General features: G+C 67.3%; 24 protein-coding genes. 7 read left to right on the top strand and 17 right to left on the bottom strand.

Translation table 11 applies throughout. The annotated features are described in order from the left end of the window. The first annotated feature begins 32 nt into the window (after positions 1-32). Both ACWA1Q_RS00665 and ACWA1Q_RS00660 read left to right on the top strand, forming a co-directional pair. Positions 33-929, top strand: a complete 897-nt coding sequence (locus tag ACWA1Q_RS00665) for a LysR family transcriptional regulator (protein WP_463758694.1) — start codon at positions 33-35, stop codon at positions 927-929. 167 nt (positions 930-1,096) lie between these two features. Continuing rightward, complete coding sequence (locus ACWA1Q_RS00660; RefSeq protein ID WP_463758692.1) at positions 1,097-2,767, top strand: phytoene desaturase family protein; 1,671 nt, start codon at positions 1,097-1,099, stop codon at positions 2,765-2,767. A 168-nt stretch (positions 2,768-2,935) separates the two neighbouring features. Here ACWA1Q_RS00660 and ACWA1Q_RS00655 read toward each other — a convergent pair whose 3' ends face one another. The 11 genes from ACWA1Q_RS00655 to ACWA1Q_RS00605 form a co-directional block, all read right to left on the bottom strand. After that, complete coding sequence (locus ACWA1Q_RS00655) at positions 2,936-3,916, bottom strand: DNA-3-methyladenine glycosylase family protein (protein ID WP_463758690.1); 981 nt, start codon at positions 3,914-3,916, stop codon at positions 2,936-2,938. Between the two features lie 414 nt (positions 3,917-4,330). Beyond that, on the bottom strand, positions 4,331-4,915 hold the full coding sequence (locus ACWA1Q_RS00650) for an acyl-CoA thioesterase (protein ID WP_463758688.1): 585 nt from the start codon (positions 4,913-4,915) through the stop codon (positions 4,331-4,333). Between the two features lie 119 nt (positions 4,916-5,034). Further along, positions 5,035-6,150 (bottom strand): bifunctional 2-methylcitrate synthase/citrate synthase, encoded by a 1,116-nt coding sequence (locus tag ACWA1Q_RS00645; RefSeq protein WP_463758686.1) that lies wholly within the window; start codon positions 6,148-6,150, stop codon positions 5,035-5,037. A 40-nt stretch (positions 6,151-6,190) separates the two neighbouring features. Further along, on the bottom strand, positions 6,191-7,090 hold the full coding sequence (gene prpB, locus ACWA1Q_RS00640; RefSeq protein WP_463758685.1) for a methylisocitrate lyase: 900 nt from the start codon (positions 7,088-7,090) through the stop codon (positions 6,191-6,193). Continuing rightward, on the bottom strand, positions 7,091-8,614 hold the full coding sequence (locus ACWA1Q_RS00635) for an MmgE/PrpD family protein (RefSeq protein ID WP_463758684.1): 1,524 nt from the start codon (positions 8,612-8,614) through the stop codon (positions 7,091-7,093). It lies immediately after the preceding gene. After that, positions 8,611-9,279, bottom strand: coding sequence for a GntR family transcriptional regulator (locus ACWA1Q_RS00630; RefSeq protein WP_463758682.1), 669 nt, complete (start codon positions 9,277-9,279; stop codon positions 8,611-8,613). The genes ACWA1Q_RS00635 and ACWA1Q_RS00630 overlap by 4 nt, the downstream gene beginning before the upstream one ends. Positions 9,280-9,373: 94 nt before the next feature. Next, positions 9,374-10,408 (bottom strand): enoyl-CoA hydratase/isomerase family protein, encoded by a 1,035-nt coding sequence (locus ACWA1Q_RS00625; protein WP_463758681.1) that lies wholly within the window; start codon positions 10,406-10,408, stop codon positions 9,374-9,376. A 154-nt stretch (positions 10,409-10,562) separates the two neighbouring features. Beyond that, positions 10,563-11,390, bottom strand: coding sequence for an SDR family oxidoreductase (locus ACWA1Q_RS00620; RefSeq protein WP_463758680.1), 828 nt, complete (start codon positions 11,388-11,390; stop codon positions 10,563-10,565). Positions 11,391-11,547: 157 nt separating this feature from the next. Next, on the bottom strand, positions 11,548-12,321 hold the full coding sequence (locus ACWA1Q_RS00615) for an enoyl-CoA hydratase/isomerase family protein (RefSeq protein WP_463758678.1): 774 nt from the start codon (positions 12,319-12,321) through the stop codon (positions 11,548-11,550). Between the two features lie 84 nt (positions 12,322-12,405). After that, positions 12,406-13,170, bottom strand: coding sequence for a 3-hydroxyacyl-CoA dehydrogenase (locus tag ACWA1Q_RS00610; RefSeq protein ID WP_463758677.1), 765 nt, complete (start codon positions 13,168-13,170; stop codon positions 12,406-12,408). A gap of 145 nt (positions 13,171-13,315) precedes the next feature. Then, on the bottom strand, positions 13,316-14,509 hold the full coding sequence (locus ACWA1Q_RS00605; protein WP_463758675.1) for a thiolase family protein: 1,194 nt from the start codon (positions 14,507-14,509) through the stop codon (positions 13,316-13,318). A gap of 132 nt (positions 14,510-14,641) precedes the next feature. Between ACWA1Q_RS00605 and ACWA1Q_RS00600 the strand changes: the two genes are divergently transcribed. After that, a complete protein-coding gene (locus ACWA1Q_RS00600) occupies positions 14,642-15,205 on the top strand; it encodes a dihydrofolate reductase family protein (protein WP_463758673.1) in 564 nt (187 codons plus the stop codon). Positions 15,206-15,271: 66 nt separating this feature from the next. Beyond that, positions 15,272-16,177: an oxygen-dependent tRNA uridine(34) hydroxylase TrhO gene (gene trhO / locus ACWA1Q_RS00595; RefSeq protein WP_463758671.1), complete on the top strand. Its 906-nt coding sequence runs from the start codon at positions 15,272-15,274 to the stop codon at positions 16,175-16,177. Between the two features lie 9 nt (positions 16,178-16,186). On the opposite strand, the gene ACWA1Q_RS00590 is transcribed toward trhO, so the two are convergent. Beyond that, positions 16,187-16,438 (bottom strand): hypothetical protein, encoded by a 252-nt coding sequence (locus tag ACWA1Q_RS00590; protein WP_463758670.1) that lies wholly within the window; start codon positions 16,436-16,438, stop codon positions 16,187-16,189. A gap of 342 nt (positions 16,439-16,780) precedes the next feature. Between ACWA1Q_RS00590 and ACWA1Q_RS00585 the strand changes: the two genes are divergently transcribed. Then, positions 16,781-17,068 (top strand): hypothetical protein, encoded by a 288-nt coding sequence (locus ACWA1Q_RS00585; protein ID WP_463758668.1) that lies wholly within the window; start codon positions 16,781-16,783, stop codon positions 17,066-17,068. Positions 17,069-17,084: 16 nt separating this feature from the next. On the opposite strand, the gene ACWA1Q_RS00580 is transcribed toward ACWA1Q_RS00585, so the two are convergent. Then, entirely contained in the window at positions 17,085-17,810 is a 726-nt protein-coding gene (locus tag ACWA1Q_RS00580; RefSeq protein ID WP_463758667.1) for an SAM-dependent methyltransferase, read from the bottom strand. A gap of 41 nt (positions 17,811-17,851) precedes the next feature. Between ACWA1Q_RS00580 and ACWA1Q_RS00575 the strand changes: the two genes are divergently transcribed. Then, entirely contained in the window at positions 17,852-18,472 is a 621-nt protein-coding gene (locus tag ACWA1Q_RS00575) for a helix-turn-helix domain-containing protein (RefSeq protein WP_463758666.1), read from the top strand. Then, the gene (gene acuI, locus ACWA1Q_RS00570) at positions 18,469-19,479 is read left to right on the top strand and encodes an acrylyl-CoA reductase (NADPH) (RefSeq protein ID WP_463758664.1); all 1,011 of its coding nucleotides are present in this window, start codon (positions 18,469-18,471) and stop codon (positions 19,477-19,479) included. Before ACWA1Q_RS00575 ends, acuI begins: the two co-directional genes overlap by 4 nt. A gap of 25 nt (positions 19,480-19,504) precedes the next feature. Here acuI and ACWA1Q_RS00565 read toward each other — a convergent pair whose 3' ends face one another. The 4 genes from ACWA1Q_RS00565 to ACWA1Q_RS00550 form a co-directional block, all read right to left on the bottom strand. Next, positions 19,505-20,308: a hypothetical protein gene (locus tag ACWA1Q_RS00565; protein WP_463758663.1), complete on the bottom strand. Its 804-nt coding sequence runs from the start codon at positions 20,306-20,308 to the stop codon at positions 19,505-19,507. A 101-nt stretch (positions 20,309-20,409) separates the two neighbouring features. Next, the gene (gene hemL, locus ACWA1Q_RS00560) at positions 20,410-21,741 is read right to left on the bottom strand and encodes a glutamate-1-semialdehyde 2,1-aminomutase (protein ID WP_463758661.1); all 1,332 of its coding nucleotides are present in this window, start codon (positions 21,739-21,741) and stop codon (positions 20,410-20,412) included. Further along, a complete protein-coding gene (gene hemB, locus ACWA1Q_RS00555; protein WP_463760891.1) occupies positions 21,729-22,655 on the bottom strand; it encodes a porphobilinogen synthase in 927 nt (308 codons plus the stop codon). The genes hemL and hemB overlap by 13 nt, the downstream gene beginning before the upstream one ends. Positions 22,656-22,756: 101 nt before the next feature. Continuing rightward, a complete protein-coding gene (locus ACWA1Q_RS00550) occupies positions 22,757-23,551 on the bottom strand; it encodes a uroporphyrinogen-III synthase (RefSeq protein ID WP_463758660.1) in 795 nt (264 codons plus the stop codon). Positions 23,552-23,556 lie beyond the last annotated feature (5 nt).

Raw genomic sequence — 23,556 nt, 5'->3', positions numbered from 1 at the left:
TCATCAGCCCTGCCGATGATTAGGCTGGCCGCATGCTCGACATGAGACGACTCCGCCTGCTGCGCGAGGTTCAGCTTCGCGGCACCCTCGCCGACGTGGCCGAAGCCCTCGCCTACAGTCCCTCCTCTGTGTCGCAGCAGCTCTCCCAGCTGGAGCGGGAGGCGGGCGTCAAACTGCTCCAGAGGAGCGGTCGGCGAGTTCAGCTGACGCCACAGGGCGAACTGCTCGCGGCCCGCGCCGCCGAACTGCTCGACGGGCTTGAGCGCGCTGAGGCTGAGCTCGCGACGTCCCTCGACGCCGTCGTCGGCACGGTGCGAATCGCGGTGTTCCAGTCCGCCGCTCACGCGGTAATTCCCCACGCGCTGACGCTGTTGCGGGTCGAGCACCCGCAGCTTCGCGTCGAAATCGTCGAGCGTGAGCCGGAGGAGGGACTGTTCGACCTCGCCGCGCGGGACTTCGATCTCGTGCTCGCCGAGCAGTATCCGGGACACACGCGGCCCCACCTCCCCGACCTGGATCGTGAGTTTCTCGCAACCGATGTGTTGCGGCTGGCGGTGCCACCGGCATCCGCTGTGTCTTCGTTGGCGGATGCCGCTTCGCTCCCCTTCGTGATGGAACCGGAGGGCACCGTCGCGCGACTGTGGGCGACGCAACTGTGCCGGGCGGCCGGGTTCGAACCCGATGTGCGGTTCGAGACGGCTGACCTGATCGCGCACATCCGGCTCGTGGAGTCGGGGAACGCGGTCGGGATGCTGCCGGATCTCGTCTGGTCCGGGCGCGAGCCGGCCCTGCGACTCGTGGACCTGCCCGGCACTCCCTCGCGCACGGTGTTCACGTCTGCGCGCCTCGCCAGTGCGGCACGGCCGGCGGTGACCGCGGTGCGGAGTGCGCTCGCGCGGGCGACGGGGTTTCTGGTGACGCCGGCCTGAGTCGGTCTGGGTGACTCCAAATTCAGGAGATTCTCGCGACACGCCGTGGTGAGAGCGCTCCCGTACGGCGTGTCGCCCCGGTTCTCCTGAATTTGGTGGCTTCTCCTGAATTTGGTGGCTGTTCCCGAATTCGAGGTCGGCCGGGCGTCGCGTGGGAGAATCGCGGCATGACGACACCCAAGGAGTACGACGCGATCATCGTCGGCGGAGGCCACAACGGTCTCGTCGCCGCCGCCTACCTCGGCAGGGCGGGCAAGCGCGTGCTCCTTCTCGAGCGACTGGATGCCGTCGGCGGGGCCGCCGTTTCGGCCCAGGCTTTCGAAGGGGTCGAGGCGTGGCTCTCGCGCTACTCGTACCTCGTCAGCCTGCTCCCCCAGCGGATCATCGACGACCTCGCACTCGACATCACTCTCGTGCGCCGCCGCTATTCGTCGTACACCCCTGACCCGACCGACCCGACCCGCGGACTTCTCGTCGACAACGACGATGCCGCAGCGACCAGGGCCTCGTTCGATCGCATCGGCGCTCCCGCAGACGAGTTCGACCTCTTCGAGCGCTTCTACGAACACTGCCGCCGCCTCACCGAGGCACTGTGGCCGACGATGACGGCGCCGCTCCTCACCCGGTCCGAGGCGAAACGCCTCGTGACGGATGCTGGTGGGTCCAGCGAGTGGGACGCGATGATCGAGCATCCGATCGGCGACGTGATCTCGACGCACCTGCAGAACGATCTCGTGCGCGGTGTCGTTCTCACCGACGCGCTCATCGGCACGTTCGCGCGGGCCGATGATGCCGACCTGCAGCAGAACATCTGCTTCCTGTACCACCTGATCGGCGGCGGGACGGGGGACTGGGACGTGCCCGTCGGCGGCATGGGCGCCGTGTCGAGTGAGATCGCGCGGGCCGCGCGGGATGCCGGCGCCGAACTGACCACGAACGCCGAGGTAACCGCGATCGACCCGGCCGGACGCGTGCGGTACGTCGTCGACGGTGCCGAGGTCGAGGCATCCGCGACCTGGATTCTCGCGAACGTCGCCCCTGCGACACTCGACAAGCTCGTTCAGGCGGGAACCGAGGTGTCATACGGGCGCGAGCAGCTCGCGGCCGGTGAGCCGTCGGTCGGCGTGTTCGAGGCGCGGCCGTTCGGCACTGCGACCGAATCCAACCCGAACACAACCCGCGAGGGCGCGCAGGTCAAAGTGAACCTGTTGCTTGCGCGGCTGCCGCGGTTGCTCGACGCGACCGTGAGTCCCGAGGCGGCGTTCGGCGGCACGTTTCACATCAACGAGTCGTGGTCCGGGCTCGACGCGGCGTATTCGGTGGCAGCTGACGGCGGCATCCCGAGCCCGTTGCCGTGCGAGATCTACTGCCACTCCCTCGCCGATCCGACCATCCTCGGGCCCGAGCTGCGGGAGGCCGGCGCCCACACCCTGACCGTGTTCGGTCTGCATGTGCCGTCGCGCCTCGTGACCGCCGAGAACAACGACGAGATGCGTGCCCGGCTGCAGGCCGCCGTACTCGAGTCGCTCAACTCGGTGCTCGCCGAACCGATCGAGGACGTCGTGATGACGGATGCCGCCGGCCGGCCCTGCATCGAAACCAAGACGACGCTCGATATCGAACGGGCTGTCGGCATGCCGAAGGGCAACATCTTCCACGGTGGGCTGGACTGGCCGTTCCTCGAGGATGACGCCCCCGTCGCCACGCCGGCAGAGCGGTGGGGAGTGGCGACGCGGCATCCACGGATCGTGGTGTGCGGGTCGGGCGCCCGGCGGGGTGGTGCCGTGTCGGGGATCGGCGGCCACAACGCCGCGATGGCTGTGCTCGAGAGCGAGTAGTTTGCAGGCTGCTGCCCGGCACTGCTCGGTCGGTTTTGGCTGGAGGGCTGCGTTGCTCGGCCACTCTTGGCTGGACCGAAGCCGAATCTGCAGCCAAAAGTGACGACGCAACGCAACCCGCGGATGCCGCCTCACCCAGCACGCGGCATCCGGCGCCGGGCACGAGTGTCAGTGCCTGCGGTGGTCCTGGATCGTGATCTTCGGGCCGCGTCGCGGTTTGTGGATACCGCTCAGCAGGATCAATCGCAGCACCCGCTGACGCTGGCCCGCCCACGGTTCGAGCAGTTCGAGCATGGCGTCGTCGTCCACGGGTGAGCCGGTGAGCGCCATACCGACCGTCGACGCGAGGTGGTAGTCGCCGACGCTGACGGCATCCGGGTCGCCATGGGCACGGCTGGTGACTTCGGCGGCTGTCCACGGACCGATGCCCGGCAGGCTGCGCAGGCGAACGGATGCCTCGGCGGCCTCGGCGAGGACGTCCCCGGCTCCCGTGATCGTGCGTTCCAGGGCTGCGGCGACGCGGGACGCCCGCACCGCGGTCTCGGAGCGCTGCGGACCGACACCTGCGGTGTGCCACTCCCAGCTCGGGATGTGGCGCCAGGTGTCGGCGTCCGGTGCGACCATCATGCCGTCGGGCGCAGGCCCTGGGGCGGGAGTGCCGTGGCGGCGCACGAGCAGCTGCCAGGCGGCCCAGGCTTCGACGACGGTGACCTTCTGCTCGAGGATCGCCGGCGCGAGCATTTCGAACACGAGCCGGTTGCGCCCGAGCCGCAGACCGGGATTGCGGCGGCGGACCTCGCTGAGCAATGGGCTCGGCGACAGGTCGATGTCGCTCCAGTCGTCGCGCGCACCGAGAAGTTCGGGTACCCCGTCGATCGCCCACTCGGCGCCGGGCCCCCACGCGGCGGCATCGACTCCGGTCGCGTCCTGGGCGAGGTGCAGGGTGGCGGGACCGTCCGGCGTACGCATGGTGATCCACGCGCCGGTCGTCGTGCGCCGGAAGCACGGCCCGTCTCCCCCACGCGAGAACGGGCTGACGATTTTCTGCACCTGTAACGGATGCGGCGGAGCATACCGTTCGCGTCGCACGAGGTCGCCTGCGGAACTCGCGACGTCGTGCGAGGTGCGGGTCAGTGCGGGCGCGTCCATCCCGTTCACCCTACGTCAGGGGTGCCGACATTTGCCCGGGGAGCTGCTGTGCTTCGTCGGTCCCGTCGCATCCGCCGTCTCTTCATCCGTCCCTTATGCCGGGTATTGCGCCACAAACCCGACATTCCGGACCGACGAACCGCGGCCACATCCCGCCGCGCCCTTCAGTTGTCACAAACGCCGGCAAAACGGCGCAGACACCAGCGTTAGCGACCACCGAGCGACCACCGAGCCGCCACCCGCCCCGGCCATCCCCACGGACCACGGGCGGCGTCCCGGGAGACGGATGCTACGGCATCCGCACCCGGAAGGACCTTGCTCCGTCAGGAATGGTCGCTCCCGACCGCAAACCCTCGCCGCAACCGACCGAGCAACGCGGCGAGCAGCCATTACCGACCGAGCGACGCCACAACCTCAGCGCGGATCGACCGGAACGGCACCCGGCCACTCGCTCGGCGCGGGCGCGGACGTCGACGGAAGCGCGACATCCTGACCCCAGCGGACCTGCCACTCCGGAAGCCGCAGGTCCGGTGGCACGGAGCCGATCGCATCGATGAGTTCGGCGACCGACACGGTTCCGCCGCGCTTCTTGAGGAAGCGTGCCCGAATCGTGGCCTGCGCAAAGATCTCGCCGTTGACCACGATGCGCTGATCGACGAACACGGCCTTGTCGTCGTAGCCGGAGACGCGCGTCTCGATCACGAATTTCTGCCACAGCTTGAGCGACTTGCGAAACGTTATCGTCTCGGCGACAACTACGGGGTACCAGCCGCGACCGTTGAGGATGTCCCAGATCCCGTTGCGGATGAGCAGGTCGAACCGCCCCAGGTCGAGCACGGACAGGTACACGCCGTTGTTCATGTGCCGGTTGAGATCGAGGTCGGTCGGCAGCACGCGCATCGGGAGACGCCCGACGTCGTAGTGCCCGATCTGAGGGCCTCGCTTTCCGGCGCGGGGCGCACGCAGGAACAGAAGCAGGGTGCGGAAGATCATGTGCATTGAACGGATGCTACGCGGTCGCCGCCCTCCGTGGCATCCGCCCTGTAGAGAGAGAACAAGCCGTCCCGAAATCGAGTCGGGACGGCTTGTTCACCAGCCCACAATCGTGGGCGCCCGAGTTACTCGGAGAGGTGCCGTTCGTCCGGACCGTTGTATGCAGACAACGGTCGGATGAGCGCGTTCGACGCCGCCTGCTCCAGAATGTGGGCGGTCCAGCCGACGATCCTCGACGCGACGAAGAGCGGCGTGAAGGTCAGCGTGTCGAAACCCATGAGGTGGTACGCGGGGCCCGACGGGTAGTCCAGGTTCGGCTTGATGTTCTTGTGTGAGCCCATCGCCTCTTCGAGCGTTTCGTACAACTCGAGCATGTCGGGGCGTTCGTAGTGCTCGACGAGTGTGTCGAGCGCAGCCTTCATCGTCGGCACACGCGAGTCGCCGTTCTTGTAGACCCGGTGCCCGAAGCCCATGATCTTGCGCTTCGTGGCAAGGGCATCCTCGAGCCACGCCTCGGCCTTGTCTGCCGTACCGATCTCGTCGAACGTGTGCATGACGGCTTCGTTGGCGCCGCCGTGCAGAGGTCCCTTGAGCGCCCCGATACCGCCGACGACCGCCGAGTACAGGTCGCTCAGGGTCGAGGTGATGACGCGAGCGGTGAACGTCGACGCGTTGAAGGAGTGCTCGGCGTAGAGGATCATCGACACGTTGAACGCGTCGACGACGACGGATGCCGGTACCTCACCGAAGGTCATCCAGAGGAAGTTCTCCGAATAGCCCAGGTCGTCACGGGGTGGAACGAGGTCCTCACCGCGGCGGCGACGCTGGTCGTACGCGACGATCGCCGGCAGCTGGGCGTAGAGCCGCGCTGCCTTGTTGAGGTTGGACTCCTCCGTCGCCACGTCGGCGTCCGGGTCGTTGGCGCCGATCGCGCTCACCGCGGTGCGCATAACGTCCATCGGGTGCGCGGTCTTCGGCGTCAGGTCGATGACGGCACGCACGTTGTCGTCGAGGGCACGCTGCCCACGTTCGACGTCCACGAAGGCGGCCAGCTCGGCATCCGTCGGGAGTTCACCATGCCAGAGCAGATACGCGACCTGCTCGAAGCTGCAATTGGCGGCAAGCTCCTGAACCGGGTAACCCCGGTAGAGGAGCGAATTGGTCTCCGGGTTGACCTTGGAGACCGCGGTGTAGTCGACGACAACGCCAGCAAGCCCCTTCTTGATGTCGGACTCTGTCATTCCGTGCTCCTTTGCTGAGAAGTATCGAGCGTGCGGGTTGTTACTTGGCGACCGTGAAGTTGAACACCGAGGTATCGAAGTGGTTGTAGCCCTCGTAGTCGACCAGTTCGTACAGGTCGGCACGGTGCTGCATCTCGTCGAGCTTAGAAGTGAGGTTACCCTCCTCGGTCAGCGTATCGAGGGCACGTCCGGCGGCTCCCATCGCGATTCGCAGCAGCGATACGGGCCAGATGACGATGTTGATGCCGATGTCGGCGAGCTGGCTGCTCGTGAACAGCTCGCTCTTGCCGAACTCGGTCATGTTCGCGAGGATCGGCACATCGACAGCGTTGCGCACCGCTTCGAACTCACTGAGGTCGCGCATCGCCTCGGGGAAGATTGCGTCGGCACCGGCATCGACGAGCTTCTTGGCCCGGTCGACGGCAGCATCGAGGCCGTCAACGGCACGGATGTCTGTACGCGCCATGATGAGGAAGTTGTCGTCCCTGCGTGCATCGGCTGCGGAGCGGATCCGCTTGAGCGCGGTCGACTCGTCGACGACCTGCTTGCCGTCGAGGTGGCCACAGCGCTTGGGGTTGATCTGGTCCTCGATGTGCATGCCGGCGAGACCGGCATCCTCGAGCTCCTGGATAGTTCGGGCAACGTTCATCGGCTCACCGAAGCCGGTGTCTGCATCGACGAGAGCAGGAAGCTCGGTCATCCGGGCGATCTGCTTCGCACGACCGGCGACCTCGGTGAGGGTCGTGAGCCCGATATCGGGCAAGCCGAGGTCGGCGCTGAGGACGGCGCCGGAGATGTAGACCCCGTCGAAGCCCTTCTGCTCGATCAGTCGCGCAGACAGCGGGTTGAAAGCGCCAGGGAACTGGAGGAGTTCGCCGGTGGCGAGACGGTCCCGGAAGATCCGGCGCTTGTCTTCGGGTGTTGTTGTTGCGTACAGCATTTAGAACAGTCCCTTCGGGGAGTCGACTTTGGCCAGGACGCCAGAGGCCGCCTGGATGGTGAGGCCGCTGAGTTCTGCGGCGGAGAGTTCGGGCAGTCGCTGGACCAGTTCGAGGAACCGCTCGATCTCGGCGGGCTCGAGCACGTCAGCGGCAAGCGTGCGGAATTTGGTGATGTAGTCCTCGCGGGCGAAGGGCCGGGCACCAAGCGGGTGTGCGTCAGCGACAGCGATCTCGTCCGCGATCGTGGAGCCGTCGGTGAGGACGATCTCGACGCGGCCGCCGAACGCCTTCTCGTTCGGGTCGAGGGAGTGGTAGCGACGGGTCCACTCGGCGTCTTCCTGCGTGGTCACGCGCTGCCACAGCTCGACCGTGTCCTGGCGCGCAGCTCGTTCGGGCGCATAGGAGTCGACGTGGTGCCAGCGGCCGTCCTGCAGTGCGACGGTGAAGATGTACGGGATCGAGTGGTCGAGCGTTTCGCGCGACGCGGTCGGGTCGTACTTCTGCGGGTCGTTCGCGCCTGAGCCGATGACGTAGTGGGTGTGGTGCGACGTGTGGAGCACGACCCGGTCGATCGTGCCCGACTCGATCAGGTGCGGGTACTGGCTGTGCAGCTTGCGTGCGAGGTCGATCCACGCCTGCGCCTGGTACTCGGCGGAGTGTTCCTTCGTGTAGCTGTCAAGGATCGCGCGCTTGGGCTCGCCCGCTTCGGGGAGCGGAACCTCGTAGGAGGCATCCGGACCGTCGAGCAGCCACGCGATCACGCCGTCCTCGCCCTCGTAGATCGGTTCGGGCGAGGTCTGGCCGCGCATGGCGCGGTCGACGGCTTCGATGGCCATCTTGCCCGCGAAGGCGGGGGCGTGGGCCTTCCAGGTGGAGATCTGGCCCTTGCGCGACTGTCGGGTCGCTGTGGTGGTGTGAAGAGCCTGGCCGACGGCCTGGAAGATCGTCTCGACGTCGAGGCCGAGCATGGTGCCGATTCCCGCAGCGGCCGATGGGCCGAGGTGCGCGACGTGGTCGATCTTGTGCTTGTGCAGGCTGATCGCCTTGACGAGGTCGACCTGGATCTCGTAGCCGGTGGCGATGCCACGGACGAGGTCACGGCCGGTGCAGCCGGCGTGCTGGGCGACGGCGACGATTGGGGGGATGTTGTCGCCGGGGTGCGAGTAATCCGCGGCGAGGAACGTGTCGTGGTAGTCGAGCTCACGAACGGCGACACCGTTCGCCCACGCGGCCCACTCCGGGCTGACGCGGCGGGCAGGGTCTGATCCGAACACGGTCGCTCCGTCGCCACCGGTGGTGACCGGGTGGGCGAGCGCCTGCGAGCGAGCGGACACAACGGGGGCACGCGTGAGGGATGCCGCGGCGACGGACGCATTGTCGATCACGCGGTTGATGATCATGTCGGTGACCTCGGCGGACACCTCGACGGGATCTACGGCAACCTCGGCAATGGCCCAGGCCAGCTGCCCGGTGCGTTCGAGGTTTTCTTCGCTCTTGTGGACCCTCAGGTGGTGATTCTTCATGGTGTTCCCTTCGTGGACGTTCCGACGGTGGCGCCGGCCGGGCCGGCAGCGTCGAGGAGGTTGGCGAGGCTCTTGCGCAGGTGCACGGCTGTCGCCTGCGCTGCGAGCATCTCGTCGTGGTCGAGGATGGCCTGGACGATGAGCAGGTGCTCGGACACCGACTCGGCCAGGCGGGTGGGGTTGTCCTGCGCCAGGCGCCGAACGCGAGCGAGGTGGTTACGCAGCCCGGCGAGCGAGGCGAGGAGAAAAGGGTTCGCGATAGCGGTATCGATCGCCGCGTCGAGTCGGGCGACGAGTTCGTAATAGCCGGCTGATCCGTGCTCGAGAGCAGCGGGAGCCGCACGAAAGTCGTTGCGCAGCCGCTCGAAGGTGGCGGTGTCCCGTCGGCGGGCGGCAAGGCGGGCAGCCTGGGTTTCGAGTGCTTCGCGGAGCTCGAACAACTCGCCGAGGTTGTCGGCCGAAACGTCTGTGACCACGCCGGCGCGACCGCGTTGGGTGTCGATGAGCCCTTCGGCGGCAAGCCGCGTGATTGCTTCACGGAGGGGTGTACGCGAGATGCCGAGGCGCTCCGACTGCTCGGTCTCACCGAGAACAGTTCCGGGGGCAAGGCGCCACTGAAGGATGTCTTCCTTCAGGACAGCGTAGGCCCGATCGCTTGCTCGCACAGCTCCAGCATACGTCGTTTCGGCCGTCAGGTATACAGAAGTGGCTCAGCCCGGCCTCCGGGGCACCTGTTGAGCCCGTTCGGTATACCGAAACTCAGTGTCGGGGCGGCGAGTGCGTCAGCGCCGCGGAGGCGGCGCTGACAGGAACGGCCGCGAGAGTCGACGGCATCCAGCGCGGGCTGCCGTCCTTGTCGATCACGCGGGCGCGGATGCCTTCTGTCAGGTCGGGTTGCTCCGCGAGCCAGGCGGACACCCGGTACTCCGACGCGAGACAGGCGCGGAGGTTGCCGAGCCGTCGTGCTTCACGCATCGACGCGAGTGCGACGGTCAACGCGAGCGGCGACAGTTTCGTCAGTTCGTCTGCGGCGGCATGGGCTTCGACCTCGGACTCGGATCCGAGCTGCTCGAGGATGGTGGTGACGCTGTCGCCGACGTAGCAGCGGTCGATCCACTCGCGCCGAGCGAGGAGCTCTGACGGCGGCGGGGTCTCGTCGAACAACAGCACGACCTCGGCGGGAGAGCCTGGGTCGGCCCGCTCGCCGAGCGCCTGGTAGAGATGCGGGAGCCGTTCCGAGGGAACGTAATAGTCCGCGAAGCCGCAGGCGATCGCATCCGCCCCGTTCATCGTTGCCGCGTGAAGGCCGAGGTAGATTCCGAGTTCTCCCGGCGCGCGGGCGAGGAGGTGGGTGCCACCGACGTCGGGGCTGAAGCCGATGCGGGTCTCGGGCATCGCGACCCGGCTGCGTTCGGTCACGATGCGGATGGCCGCGTGTGCGGAGACCCCGACGCCGCCTCCCATGGTGATGCCGTCCATGATCGAGACGAACGGCTTCGGGTACTCGGCGATGACCGCGCAGAGCTCGTACTCGTCGTGCCAGAAATGGCGCGAGAGGTCATTGCGCCCGGCGAGAGCGTTCGAGTGAAGGCCGCGGATGTCTCCGCCGGCGCACAGCCCGCGGTCACCGGCCCCGTCGAGGACGACGAGCGACACCTCGGAGTCGTCCCGCCAGCTCTCGAGCGCATCACGGATGCCGAGAATCATCTCGTGCGTGAGTGCGTTGAGCACAGCGGGCCGGTTGAGAGTGAGGTGACCGATGCCGTCTCCCACGCTCACCAGAAGGTCGCCCATGTGCGTTCCTCTCTCGTTCAAACTCACCGCGGCTCGAGCCTAAACCCCGCCGTATTCACTCGCCGCGGACGGAATTACCCGGTACGTCGCGTGAAGCTGACCGGACCGAGTGAAAACGCTGCGAGCGGATGCCGCGGGTTGCGTCCGCGGGCCGCTACAGGAAGATGTCCGGGAACAGGTCCTCTTCGGCAACGCCGGGTGAGTACTGCGAGAAGTCGGTCACCCCGGCGGCGATCAGAACGTCTTCGACGATGAGGGATTGGCCCGTGTACTCGCGTGCCGGTTTGACGAGGACTTCGTAGGCGGCATCCGCGTAGATCTCCGGGGTGCGGCTCTTCGCGAGAAGCGCCTCGCCGCCGAGGATGTTGCCGACCGCGGCCGTCTTGATCGTCGTGCGCGGCCACAGGGTGTTGGCGGCGATGCCGTCGCGGGCGAATTCGGCGGCGAAACCGAGCGTCGCCATCGACATGCCGTATTTGGCGAGGGTGTAGCCGGTGTGCGCGCCGAGCCACTTCGGGTCGAGGTTGATCGGCGGGCTCAGCGACAGGATGTGCGCATTGTCGGCCTGCTTGAGGTGCGGGATCGCGGCGCGCGAGAGCATGAACGTTCCGCGCATGTTGACGTCCTGCATGAGGTCGAAGCGCTTCGGCTCGAGCTCGAGGGTGCGAGCGAGGCTGATGACGCTCGCGTTGTTGACGACGATGTCGATGCCGCCGAATGTGTCGACGGCCTGGGCGACGGCGTCGGCGATGGACGCGTCGTCGCGAACGTCTCCGACAACGGCGAGCGCCTGGCCGCCGGCGTCGCGAACCGCGTCAGCCGCGGTGTGGATGGTGCCCTCGAGACGCGGGTCCGGGGTGTCGGTCTTGGCGAGCATCACAATGTTGGCGCCGTCGCGTGCGGCGCGGAGGGCGATGGCGAGGCCGATACCTCGGCTCCCGCCGGACATCAGGATGGTCTTGCCTGCGAGTGGTGCTGTCATGGGTCTCTTTCGTTTCGAGTTTCGGGGGCGGATGCCGCGGGGCCGGGTGCGTATTCACTTGTCGCGGACGAATTCACCCGGCGTAGCGCGTGTTTCGGTCCGGAGTGGGTGAATCCGCGCGGCTGGCGGGCTTGGCGGCGGGGGCGACGAGCGGATGCTAGCGGCGGGCCGAGCGGGCGACGAACGCGGCGATGCGGGCCCTGGCGTCATCGGTTCCCGCTGCTCGGGCGATGGTGCGGGCTTCGTCGTCGTACGAGGTCGCGAGCTCGCGGCGGACGCCGGAGCGGAGCAGCCGCTTCGCCTGCCCGAAGGCCGCGGTCGCACCGGTGAGCCAGCGTTCCGCGACCGCGCGAGCGCGGGCATCCGTCTCACCGGGAGCGGTGACCTCGGTGATGAGGCCCCAGTCGAGCGCTTCGGCGGCGGTGAGTGAGGTGTCGCTGAGGGTGAGCTGCAGCGCACGGCGCAGGCCGACGGCTTCGGGGAGGAGCGTCGAGACGCCGCAGTCAGGGGTGAGGCCGATGTCGGCATACTTCGAGACGAAGCGGGCGTTCTCGGAGGCGACGATGTAGTCGGCGACGAGCATGAAGCCGAGACCACCGCCGGCGACAGCGCCCTGAACGGCGGCCACGATTGGCTTCGGCGTCGCGGTGAGAATCTGGTGCCCCTCGTGGATGACGTCGGCAAGCTCGCCGATGGTGGCGGAGGTCTCGCCGTCCATCGCGCTCATCTCGGCGACGTCGCCGCCCGCACAGAATGCTGGCCCGGCGGCATCGAAGAGCACCGCGCGGATGTCGTCGCGGTCGGAAACCTGACGCGCGATGTCGAGCCAGGCGTTGGCGGCGTCGTCGTTGATCGCGTTGAGCCTGGCAGGGCGGTTGAGAGTGATGTGGGCGAGGCCGTCGTCGACGGTGAAGAGGATGCTGTCGGTCATGCGGTTCCTTTGATTGAAAGTTGAGAGGTGCTGCGGGTATCCGCCGGGGCTTCAGCCCGGAAGTGATGACTCGGCGAGCATGAGCTACTTCGGCGCCATCCTGATGGCGCCGTCGAGGCGGATCGTTTCACCGTTGAGGTACGAGTTCTCGGCGATGTGCTGCACGAGCGCCGCGTACTCCTCCGGGCGGCCGAGGCGCGAGGGGAACGGCACCTGCTCGCCGAGCGAGTCCTGCGCCGCCTGCGGAAGGCCCTTGAGCATCGGGGTTTCCATGATTCCCGGCGCGATGGTGGCAACGCGGATGCCGTGCCGCGCGAGTTCACGCGCAAGCGGGAGCGTCATGGCAGCGACGCCGCCCTTCGACGCGGCGTAGGCGGGCTGGCCGATCTGCCCGTCGAACGCGGCCACGCTGGCGGTGTTGACGATCACGCCCCGCTCACCGTCGGCGTCCGGCTCGGATTCCGCCATCGCGGCGGCGGCGAGCCGCACGACGTTGAAGGTTCCGACCAGGTTCACCTGGAGCACGCGGCTGAAGGTGTCGAGGGGCAGGATGCCGTCGCGACCGAGAACCTTGCCCGGTGTGGCAACGCCGGCACAATTGACGACGATGCGGAGGGGAGCCAGCGCGACAGCCGCGTCGACGGCTGTCTGAATCTCTTTCTCGTTCGACACATCGGCCGGAACGAAACGGGCGTTCTCGCCCAGCCGCGCCGCGGCATCCGCCCCGGGAGACGAGGGCAGGTCGACGATCACGACCGAGACTCCCGCCGCTGCGAGCCGGGTGGCCGTGGCGTTGCCGAGCCCTGAGGCGCCACCGGTGATGAGGGCGGATGCTCCGTCAAGCTTCATTGCTGGATCCTCTCGGTCCTGAGTGGGTGTGCTGCGAGCCTAGGGGTGCCAGCTGCTGCACTCCACCCGCGTTGTCGGCGGCGACGCTCCGCGGCGGCGTTGCCTCACCGGCGCGTTGTGCCGTCCCTACAACGCCGGGACTCGATCAGATCCGCTCGATCAGGGTGGCGTTGGCCATGCCGCCGCCCTCGCACATGGTCTGCAGGCCGTAGCGCCCGCCGCCCGTCGTGAGCGCGTTGACGAGGGTCGCGAGGATGCGGGTTCCGGATGCTCCGAGCGGGTGGCCGAGCGCGATTGCGCCGCCCCACGGGTTGAGCCTCGAGGCGTCGACGTCGAACTCGCGCTGCCACGCGAGGGGCACAGACGCGAATGCTTCGTTGACCTCGAACACGTCGATGTCGTCGATCGGAACCCCGGTGCGCTCGAGCAGGCGGCGGGTCGCGGGGATGACGCCGGTGAGCATCTCGATCGGGTCGCTGCCGACCTGGGCGAAGCCAACGAAGCGCGCGAGCGGCGTGAGACCGAGCTGCTCGGCCTTTTCCTCGCTCATGATGAGCGCGGCGGATGCGCCGTCCGTGAGCGGCGACGCGTTGCCCGCGGTGATGTTCCAGCCGATCTCGGGAAAGCGCTCGGCATACTCGTCGGTGCGGAAAGCGGGCGACACCCCCGCGAGTCCGTCGGCGGTGGTGCCACGGCGCACCGTTTCATCGACCCCGAAGCGGGCGCTGTTGCCGTCAGCGCCGGGCACAGTGATCGGGACGACTTCGGGCAGGAACAGTCCGCGATCGATGGCGGATGCCGCGCGGCGGTGTGACTGCGCGGCGTACGCGTCGAGTTCGCCCCGGCTGAGCTTCCAGCGTGCGGCGATGAGCTCGGCCGAGATGCCCTGGTGAACGAGCCCATCGGGGTACCGTTCGCGCATTCCCGGGCCGTAGGCATCCTCACCGAGTGTGGCGTAACCGATCGGCTGGCGACTCATCTGCTCGACCCCGCACGCGATCACGATGTCACTCGTGCCGGCGAGAATCGCCTGCGCCGCGAATTGCGCCGCCTGCTGGCTCGATCCACACTGCCGATCGACCGTCGTGCCGGGAACGCTTTCGGGAAAACCGGCGGCGAGCACGGCGTTGCGGGCGATGTTGACCGATTGCCGGCCGGCCTGGGTGACGCAGCCGGCGATGACGTCATCGATCAGGGCGGGGTCGATCCCGGTGCGCTCGACGAGATGCTGGAGCGTCTGGGCAAGGAGGTCGACCGGGTGGATCTCGCTCAGTCCCCCGCCGGGTTTCCCCCGTCCGGATGGCGTACGGATGGCGTCGATGATGACAGCGCGTGACATGGTGCTCCGATCGGTCGGTTCACGTCGAGCGTACGACGGATGCCTGAACCCGGCCACCGGCATCCCCCCTTCCGTCTCCCGCTCGCTGGTGGCAGCGTGGGGAACGCTCAGAACGGTGAGAGGAGACATTTCATGGGCAGGATTCTCGTGCAGCAACTCGTTACGCTGGATGGGTTCGCGGCGGACTCCGCCGGAAACCTCGACTTCTTCGAGTCGGTTTCGGACTGGAGCGAAGCGGATGCCGACCAGTTGCGGTCGCTCGATTCGATCTCGGTGATGGCGCTCGGGAGCACGACGTACCGAATGTTCGCGAGCTATTGGCCGACGGACCAGTCACGCGACGAACTCATCGCTGACAGGCTCAACAGTCTCGACAAGGTCGTGTTCTCCCGCTCGCTCGATGAAGCGCCGTGGGGCGATTATTCACCGGCGACGATCGTCGCCGGGGATGCCGCGACAACGCTTCGCAGGATCGCCGACGACGCCACGGGTGACGTCATCGTCTGGGGCAGCCTGTCACTCGCCGACCAGTTGTTCCGGGAGGGTGGCGTCGACGAGGTGTGGCTGCAGATCTGTCCCGTCCTCCTCGGGGAAGGCCGGCGCCTGTTCCCTGACGGGTTCGCGTCGAAGCTCGACCTCGTCGAGAGCACGGCGTATGACTCGGGGCTCCTCCGCGTGAGCTACGCGCTGGCCTGATCTTCGGTGCCCGGCATGCCGCGCAGGCCGGGCGAGCATTCAGCCGGCTGGCCTAAAATGGGGATCGTGGCCATCTCGAAGATCCTTCTCTATTACGTCTTCACGCCACTTGCCGACCCCGATGCGATTCGGCTGTGGCAGCGTGACCTCGCCGAATCCCTCAACCTGCGGGGGCGCATCCTGCTCTCGAAGGACGGCCTCAACGGCACGATCGGCGGCGAACTGGGCGCCGTGAAGAAGTACCTGCGCAAGACGCGCGAGTACCCGGCGTTCAAGAACCTCGACGTGAAATGGTCGGAGGGCACGGGTCTCGACGCGAACGGAGCGAGCCTCGATTTTCCGCGGCTCGTCGTGAAGGTTCGCGACGAAATCGTTTCGTTCGGTGCACCAGGCGAGCTTCGAGTCGATGATGCCGGTGTCGTCGGTGGCGGCATGAAGCTCCAGCCGGACGAACTGCACGAGCTCGTCGCCGAGCGCGGAGACGACGTGGTGTTTTTCGACGGACGTAACGCTTTCGAGGCCGAGATCGGCCGGTTCAAGGATGCCGTGGTGCCGGATGTCTCAAACACGCGCGAATTTGTCGCCGAGCTCGAGAGCGGAAAGTATGACCACCTCAAGGACAAGCCGGTCGTCACGTACTGCACCGGCGGCATCCGTTGCGAGGTTCTCTCCGGATTGATGAAGAGCCGCGGTTTCGGTGAGGTGTACCAGCTCGACGGCGGGGTCGTCCGCTACGGCGAGACGTTCGGTGACGACGGCCTCTGGGAGGGTTCGCTCTACGTCTTCGACAACCGCATGTCGATGGACTTCTCCGACCACGCTGCCGTCATCGGCTCGTGCGCGATCTGTGGTGTGCCGTCGAAGCACATGCAGAACTGTGCGGATGCCTCCTGCCGCACCCAGCTGGTTCTGTGTGAAACGCACGCGACCGCGGCGCCCCTCTGTGGGACACACGCGGCCGTCGCGGAGTAGCGGAGCTGTCTAGCCGTCGGTGCGACCGTCGATCTGGTCGTTGAGGATCTCGTCAGCCGCGTCGGGATCGGCGTCGTCGGTGTTGTAGTGCTCCTTGAGCACTTCGTTGTCGCCTTCGTAGTCCGATCCGCGCACGCCCGGTGAGGAGACGATGTCTTCGCTGTAACCCTGCTCGACGAACTGGGCGTCGACGACCTCCGGTGTTGCGGCGAGGCCGTCAGGAAGTGCGTTCTTGGGTGAGCCGTTCTCGATGTCACTCATGGTGTTCCTCTCGTTGCGGTCCTCCGACGGTAGTTCCGCCGCCGAGCCGTCGGCAAGGCCCTTGCGCCCCGCGCGCCGCGCCTGCAACGAAGACGCAAAACAGGAGATCGCACGTTTAGCAGGAGAGAATCCCCGAAAGCATCCTGTAAATCGTGCAATCTCCTGTAAACCCGCCGGCCGCTGTGTGCCGAGGGTGTGGTCGGGCGCCTGGCTGAGGCGGGCGACGGCATCGAGTGCCCAGGGTGTGGTCGGGCGCCCATGGGCGCGGGTGCTCGATGCCGCCGCGCGCCGTCGTATCGAATCGCCGCCCGCCGTTGTTCGACCCCCCGATACAGTTGCTGCATGAAACGCATCGACTACTACGGCCGCTCCTTCACCGTCTCGGATACCTACGCCGATGCCCTCGTTGGTCACATCAACCACCTGATCATCTCGGGTCTCCCCCAGGGCCAGTTCTTCACCATGCGGTGTTACACAACGGACCCGACCGAGGTCGTCGAGGTGACCGCCCAGCTCGTCGCGGGTGTGCCGCTGCTCGTCTACCCCGCGGATGCCGCCTTCGACGGCGCCGACGAGATCGTCGACGACCCCGACACGATCGCACACCTCACGGCGTACAAAACGGTCTGACCGCCGAAGCGCCCGGTTACCGCTCCCGCCGCACCCGGACCACGGTGTCCTGGATCGCCAGGTCCGTGCCGTCCTTCCACGGAACCGTGCGGTCGTAGAGTCCATCGGTTTCGATCACCCAGCCGTCCGGCAGCTCGAGCGCCGCGAGTACCTCGGCGGTGGACGGCAGCGGCGGACCGTGTTGCTCGTGCTCGCCCAGCTCGGAGCCGGGCGGGAAAGCCGCGTGCCCGACGATGAGCAGTCGCCCGCCGGGTGCGACGGCCGAGGCCGCCCGCCGCAGGATCTCCTCACGCTCGAGCTCGACCGGGGAGTGGAAGAACGCGGCGGTCACGAGGTCGTATTCCGCAGACGGATGCCACGTGGCCAGGTCCGCCTGCACCCACTCGATCCGATCGGTGAGCCCTCGCTCCGTCGCCCTCTCCGCGGCGACGGCGAGCGCGTTCGCCGAGATATCGATTGCTGTGACGCGCCAGCCCTGAGCCGCGAGCCACAGAGCATCCGCCCCCTCGCCACTTCCGAGTTCGAGAGCGGTTCCCGGCGTCAGACCGGTCACTTCGTGCTCGACGGCCGCGTTCACGCGACCGCTCCAGATCTGCCCACTCTCACCTCGGTGGGTGACATATCGTGCCTCCCAGAACTCGGCCGGGTCGGAGCTGTCTGCTGCGCCGGTGTCGTGGACGTTGTGTTCGGGCGCTCCATGGACGTGAGCTGCTGCGCCGGAGGAATGGTCGTGGGAAGTCATGACTCAAGCGTGCCCGGATGCTACCGTAAGAGCAACTATCGATGCCGAATCAGCAAGAACGGAACGCCGTGCAGAACGACTCTCTCACCCTCATCGGTCCGCGGCTCAAGAGCTGGCGTGAAAAGCGCAGCATGACGCTCGCGGAGCTGTCTGAAACCACGGGCATCTCGTCGAGCACCCTCTCCCGGCTCGAGGCGGGCAAACGTGCCCCCAATCTCGAGCTCGTCGTGCCCATCGCCCGGGCCCTGCGGCTCGAACTCGACGACATCGTGCCGCGCACGGCGCTCGACCCGCGGGTGTCGCGCACGACCAAGCGCGTCGGGGAGATCCAGTACGAGACGCTGTCGCCCGAGTCGAGCCCGGTGCAGACCTACAAGGTGACGTTCCCGGCGAACCCCGCCGGAGTCGCCGCGGTTCCCGACCCGAAGGTGCATGACGGCCACGAGTGGCTCTACGTGCTTTCAGGCCGCCTGCGGCTGGTGCTCGGCGAGCAGGAAGTCACGCTCGGCCCAGGCGAAGCTGCCGAGTTCGACACGCGCATCCCGCACTGGCTCTCCGCCACGGGCGCTGGCCCGGTCGAGATGCTGTCGATCTTCAGCAAGGAGGGCAAGCGCATCCACCTCCGTGCCCGCCCAGCCGCCACCCCTCGGCTGGACGCATGACAACGACGTTCTCGGCCTGGCAGGTATCGAAACAGGCGGATGCCTCCGGTAAAGAAACGCAGACGGCGGCCCTTCGCGAACTGAGCGACGACGACCTCATGCCCGGCGACACCGTCGTTTCGGTGTTGTATTCGAGCATCAACTACAAGGACGGGCTCGCGTTGTGCGGCCGGCCGGGAGTGGTCCGCAACTGGCCGCTCATCCCCGGTATCGACCTTGTCGGAACCGTCGAGTCGTCGGAATCCGGCGCGTGGTCGGCCGAAGACGTCGTGCTGCTCAACGGTGCAGGTATCGGCGAGGGCCACGATGGTGGGCTCGCGCAGCGGGCTCGCGTCGACGGCGACTTCCTCGTCCGGGTGCCCGATGCGCTCGGGGCCAAGAAGGCCGCGGCGATCGGCACGGCGGGCTTCACCGCGATGCTCTCCGTCCTTGCCGTCGAAAAACACGGCGTTACGCCTGCGGACGGACCGGTGCTCGTGACCGGCGCCGCCGGCGGTGTCGGCTCGGTTGCCGTCGCGCTGCTCTCGCGGCTCGGTTTCGAGGTCGTCGCCTCGACCGGCCGAGGAGAGAAGGAGGGCGAGTACCTGCGCGCACTCGGCGCCTCAGAGGTGATCGACCGCTCGACCCTGTCCGAACCGGGAAAGCCGATGCAGTCCCAGCGCTACGCCGCTGTTGTCGACGCCGTCGGAAGCCACACCCTCGTCAACGCGATCGCCCAGCTCAAATACGGTGGCGTCGCCACCGCGTGCGGGCTGGCCCAGGGCGCCGATCTCCCGGCAACGGTCCTTCCGTTCATCCTCCGTGGTGTCAGCCTCGCCGGCATCAACTCCGTCGACGCCCCGCTGCCCGTTCGCCAGGAAGCGTGGGACCGGCTCGCCCGCGATCTCGACGTCGGATTGCTCGACTCGATGACCGAGGAGATTCCGCTCGCTGCTGCTCAGGAGCGGGCAGAGAGCATCCTCGACGGTGGCGTTCGCGGCAGGACCGTCGTCGACGTTCACGCCTGAGGAACCGAGCGCCCGCTGACGCGGATCAGACGGTGTCCGGCTGATCCGTTGTCGGGTCGGCTGCTGGCTTTGCGGGGTCAGCAGCGTCAGTCTGCGGCTCGACAGGCGGTACTGTCGGAGCACGCGGCGTCTTCGCCGTTGGAGCCTTGGGCTCTTTCACCGACTTCGTGGGTTTGGGCGCTGGCGGCCGCACGGACTTCGCGGGTGCCTCCGGCTTCTGCTCGGCCGGCGAGACAACCGCCTCATCGGCGACCTTCGCCGCAGCAGCTTTGGCCGCAGCAGCCTTGGTCGGCGTCTTGCGGGGCGCACGAGCTTTGGCCGCTGCCACGGCGGTGTCCGGGGTGACGACGGCGAGGCCCTCTGTGGGAGATGTCGTACCAGCGCCGGCTGGAGCGTCAGCATCCGTCTTCGGGGTCCGCTTGGGCTTGGGCATCACCTGCGGCGTCGCCTTACGAACGCGCGGTGACTTCTTCGCCGGCTTGACGTCGACCTGGAGCTTCGAGACGAGTTCCATGCCGTGCTTCGTCGTGATGATGAGGCGCGAGAACTCCTCGTCGGCGACGTCGATGACGACGGACGGTTTCGTGCCCTTGAGCACGAGGAAGTCCTTGCCTCCGTGGAACTTCCACTGCCCGACCGCGAGCGTCAGGGGGATCGCGGTTCCTGGCGCACGGATCCCACGCACCCAGATCCACGGATCATCGGTGAGCGTGGCGGAGCGGATCGACGAACGCGGCACCACGATGTTCTCCCGTCGCAGCGACAGGGTCTTTTCAGCGGTCGACAGAATCACTTCAAGACGGTCGGGATGCAGCAGGAGTCGAGCCATCCCCCTAGTCTGCCGGGAACCGATCGGAAAACCGGTGGTGACACCTCACAAAGACATAACGTCCCCGTTGGAATCGGTTCGACCATCAGGCAGTTCGCCGATCAAACCGGCTTCGTCGCCCCGGCTGCGGCGCGAGCGGCCGCGGGAAGAACGTCGACGATTTGCGAGATCACGTTCTCGTCGTGCGCGGCGGAAACGAACCACGCCTCGAAGACGCTCGGCGGCAGAGACACCCCGCCATCGAGCATGGCGTGGAAGAACGGGGCATAGCGCCACGCCTCCTGCGCCTGCGCTTCGGCGTAGTTGCGTGGGCGCTCCTCGGCGAACATGAAGCTGAACAGGTTACCCGCACGCTGCACGACATGGGCGACACCCTCGTGGGTCAAGGCATCGGACACGGCACTCGACAGTACGGCGGATACCTCGTCGAGGCGCGCGTATACGGCAGGGGTGGCGCGCTCGAGGGTTGCTATTCCGGCGGCGACGGCGACGGGGTTACCGCTCAGCGTTCCGGCCTGGTACACCGGACCGGCCGGCGCGAGGAAGTCCATGACGTCCGCACGCCCACCCAATGCCGCGAGCGGCATACCTCCACCGATGACCTTGCCAAAGGTGAAGAGGTCGGGGGTGTAGACCGGGCCGTCGGCGAGCGAGAGGCCCCAGAAACCGGAAGGGCTGACGCGGAAGCCCGTGAGCACCTCGTCGAGAATGACGAGTGCGCCGTGCTCGTGCGCGAGCTCGGTGAGCGCCGCGTTGAAGCCGCGATCCGGTGCGAGCACACCCATGTTGGCCGCGGCGGCCTCGGTGACCACGGCCGCGATCTGGTCGCCACGCTCGGCGAACACGGCGCGCAGGGCGTCGAGGTCGTTGTACGGCAGAACGAGCGTCTGTGCGGCGATGGCAGCCGGGACACCCGCGGAGGCCGGCATGGCGAGCGTCGCGAGCCCCGAGCCGGCCTCGGCGAGAAGTCCGTCGGAGTGACCGTGGTAGTGCCCGGCGAACTTGACGAGCAGGTCCCGACCCGTGAAACCACGGGCGAGACGGATCGCCGTCATGGTGGCTTCGGTACCCGTGGAGACAAGCCGCAGCTTCTCGATCGGAGCGACGCCGACAGCAGAGACGCGCTCTTTGACTAGTTCGGCCAGTTCAGTTTCCCCGGGTGTCGATGCGCCGAAGGACAGTCCCCGGGTGGCGGCGTCCTGGACAGCCCGCACCACGTCGGGGTGGGCGTGACCGAGGATCGCGGGACCCCACGAGCCGACGAGATCCAGATATTCGGTGCCGTCGGCATCCGTCACCGTCGCTCCCGACGCCTTCACGAGGAAGCGGGGAGTACCGCCGACAGAGCCGAACGCGCGCACCGGCGAGTTCACCCCACCGGGAATGGAGAGCTTGGCGCGGTCGAAGAGGTCGTCGTTGTTCATTTGAGCCATCCTGCCAGTTCTGTCGCCCAGTAGGTCAGAACGGTGTCGGCACCGGCCCTCCTGATGCTGATCACCGACTCCTCGATCGCGCGGCGACGATCGATCCAGCCGTTTGCCGCCGCTGCCTCGACCATCGCGTACTCGCCGGAGACCTGGTATGCCCAGACAGGAATGTCGCTCATCGCCGCGACATCGGCGAGCACGTCGAGGTAGCTGCCCGCCGGCTTCACCATGACGATGTCCGCGCCCTCGGACATGTCGAGGGTGGACTCACGCATTCCCTCGCGCCGGTTGCCGGGGTCGAGCTGGTAACTCCGTCGGTCTCCGGAGAGCTGCGAGTCGACGGCTTCACGGAATGGTCCGTAGAACGCTGATGCGTACTTTGCAGAGTAGGCGAGGATCGCGGTATCGACGAAACCCTCTTCGTCGAGAGCCGAGCGAACGGCGTCGACCTGGCCGTCCATCATGCCGCTGAGACCCAATATGCTCGATCCGGCATCCGCCTGGACCAGCGCCATGTCGACGTACCGCTCAAGTGTGGCGTCATTGTCGACCCGTCCGCGATCGTCGAGGACGCCGCAGTGGCCGTGGTCGGTGAACTCATCGAGGCACAGGTCGGTCTGAACGACGAGTGCGTCGCCGACTTCGGCGGCGACGGCGGCCGTCGCCACGTTCAGGATGCCGCGGGGATCCGTTGCCTGCGAGCCCGTGGCGTCGCGGACGGCGGGAACACCGAAGAGCATGACCCCACCGACACCCGCTTCTGCAGCTTCGGCTGCGGCCCGCTTGAGCGAGTCGAGGGTGTGCTGAGACACACCGGGCATCGAACTGATCGGTACGGCCTCGTCGACACCCTCGCGGACGAAGAGTGGAAGGACGAGTTCGGCCGGATGCAGCCGCGTCTCAGAAACGAGGCGGCGCATGGCGGGAGTCTGGCGGAGACGGCGGGGACGAATCACAGGTACGTTCACCCGTTCAGCCTACGCTCCGGCGGCTGAACCCCTGCCGAGCGTCAGGAGCGCCGTCAGTTGCTGGGGGCTCCCGGTGCACGGCCCGCCTCAACGAGCGCGACCATGCTGTCGAGCAGGGCCGACACGGTCTGGTGGCGGGAGACGACGTGGACAGCGAGACCGAAGCCGGCGGCATCCTTCGCTGTTCGTGGACCAATGGCCGCGACGAGGGTCGACGAGGGAAGTTCGCCGAACTGGTCGACGACTTGCTGCGCCACGCTGCCGCTTGTGACGACGATGCCGTTGATGCGTCCTGACCGGACGTCGGTGATGATCTTCTCTGAGACCGGCTCACCGATGGTCCGGTAGGCGACAACGGATTCGACGTCATGACCTGCGGCGATCAGGCCCTGGGTGAGCAGGGGTTTGGCGATCTCGGAGCGGAGGGTGAGGAAGCGCTTGGGCTTGGGTTCCAGCTGGGTGAGCTCGGAGAGCATCCCCTTCGCCGAGTTGTCTTTGGCCGGCACGAGATCAACCCGGTAACCGACGGCCTGAAGTGCGGTCGCCGTGGTCTCGCCGACAGCGGCAACGCGCGTGCGCTCGGGGATGGTGACGCCCTGCGAGTACATGACGTCGACGGTGGTCGCGCTCGTGACGGTGAGCCAGTCGAAGGCGCCGTCCGCGAGCGCCGCGAGCGCCGTCGTGAGGCGTGCCGGGTCTGCCGTTGGCGCGAAGTTGATCATCGGGGCGACGACGGGAGTCGCTCCCCGAGCACGCAGGTCCGCAGCGACGCTGTCACCCCAGGGTCCACCGCGCGGCACAAGAATGCGCCAGCCTTTCAGCGGTTTCGACGGAGCGGGTGTGGACATTGTGA

This window comes from Mycetocola sp. TRD_SC_2 (assembly GCF_055361225.1).
The sequence above is the reverse complement of the archived record's forward strand: the minus strand, read 5'-3'. Positions and strand labels throughout refer to the sequence as shown.

Coding starts and splice junctions, on each gene's coding strand:
- ACWA1Q_RS00665 (WP_463758694.1), top strand. CDS start 33: ATGCTCGACATGAGACGACTCCGCCTGCTGCGCGAGGTTCAGCTTCGC.
- ACWA1Q_RS00660 (WP_463758692.1), top strand. CDS start 1,097: ATGACGACACCCAAGGAGTACGACGCGATCATCGTCGGCGGAGGCCAC.
- ACWA1Q_RS00655 (WP_463758690.1), bottom strand. CDS start 3,916: ATGGACGCGCCCGCACTGACCCGCACCTCGCACGACGTCGCGAGTTCC.
- ACWA1Q_RS00650 (WP_463758688.1), bottom strand. CDS start 4,915: ATGCACATGATCTTCCGCACCCTGCTTCTGTTCCTGCGTGCGCCCCGC.
- ACWA1Q_RS00645 (WP_463758686.1), bottom strand. CDS start 6,150: ATGACAGAGTCCGACATCAAGAAGGGGCTTGCTGGCGTTGTCGTCGAC.
- prpB (WP_463758685.1), bottom strand. CDS start 7,090: ATGCTGTACGCAACAACAACACCCGAAGACAAGCGCCGGATCTTCCGG.
- ACWA1Q_RS00635 (WP_463758684.1), bottom strand. CDS start 8,614: ATGAAGAATCACCACCTGAGGGTCCACAAGAGCGAAGAAAACCTCGAA.
- ACWA1Q_RS00625 (WP_463758681.1), bottom strand. CDS start 10,408: ATGGGCGACCTTCTGGTGAGCGTGGGAGACGGCATCGGTCACCTCACT.
- ACWA1Q_RS00620 (WP_463758680.1), bottom strand. CDS start 11,390: ATGACAGCACCACTCGCAGGCAAGACCATCCTGATGTCCGGCGGGAGC.
- ACWA1Q_RS00615 (WP_463758678.1), bottom strand. CDS start 12,321: ATGACCGACAGCATCCTCTTCACCGTCGACGACGGCCTCGCCCACATC.
- ACWA1Q_RS00610 (WP_463758677.1), bottom strand. CDS start 13,170: ATGAAGCTTGACGGAGCATCCGCCCTCATCACCGGTGGCGCCTCAGGG.
- ACWA1Q_RS00605 (WP_463758675.1), bottom strand. CDS start 14,509: ATGTCACGCGCTGTCATCATCGACGCCATCCGTACGCCATCCGGACGG.
- ACWA1Q_RS00600 (WP_463758673.1), top strand. CDS start 14,642: ATGGGCAGGATTCTCGTGCAGCAACTCGTTACGCTGGATGGGTTCGCG.
- ACWA1Q_RS00590 (WP_463758670.1), bottom strand. CDS start 16,438: ATGAGTGACATCGAGAACGGCTCACCCAAGAACGCACTTCCTGACGGC.
- ACWA1Q_RS00585 (WP_463758668.1), top strand. CDS start 16,781: ATGAAACGCATCGACTACTACGGCCGCTCCTTCACCGTCTCGGATACC.
- ACWA1Q_RS00580 (WP_463758667.1), bottom strand. CDS start 17,810: ATGACTTCCCACGACCATTCCTCCGGCGCAGCAGCTCACGTCCATGGA.
- ACWA1Q_RS00575 (WP_463758666.1), top strand. CDS start 17,852: ATGCCGAATCAGCAAGAACGGAACGCCGTGCAGAACGACTCTCTCACC.
- acuI (WP_463758664.1), top strand. CDS start 18,469: ATGACAACGACGTTCTCGGCCTGGCAGGTATCGAAACAGGCGGATGCC.
- ACWA1Q_RS00565 (WP_463758663.1), bottom strand. CDS start 20,308: ATGGCTCGACTCCTGCTGCATCCCGACCGTCTTGAAGTGATTCTGTCG.
- hemL (WP_463758661.1), bottom strand. CDS start 21,741: ATGGCTCAAATGAACAACGACGACCTCTTCGACCGCGCCAAGCTCTCC.
- hemB (WP_463760891.1), bottom strand. CDS start 22,655: ATGCGCCGCCTCGTTTCTGAGACGCGGCTGCATCCGGCCGAACTCGTC.
- ACWA1Q_RS00550 (WP_463758660.1), bottom strand. CDS start 23,551: ATGTCCACACCCGCTCCGTCGAAACCGCTGAAAGGCTGGCGCATTCTT.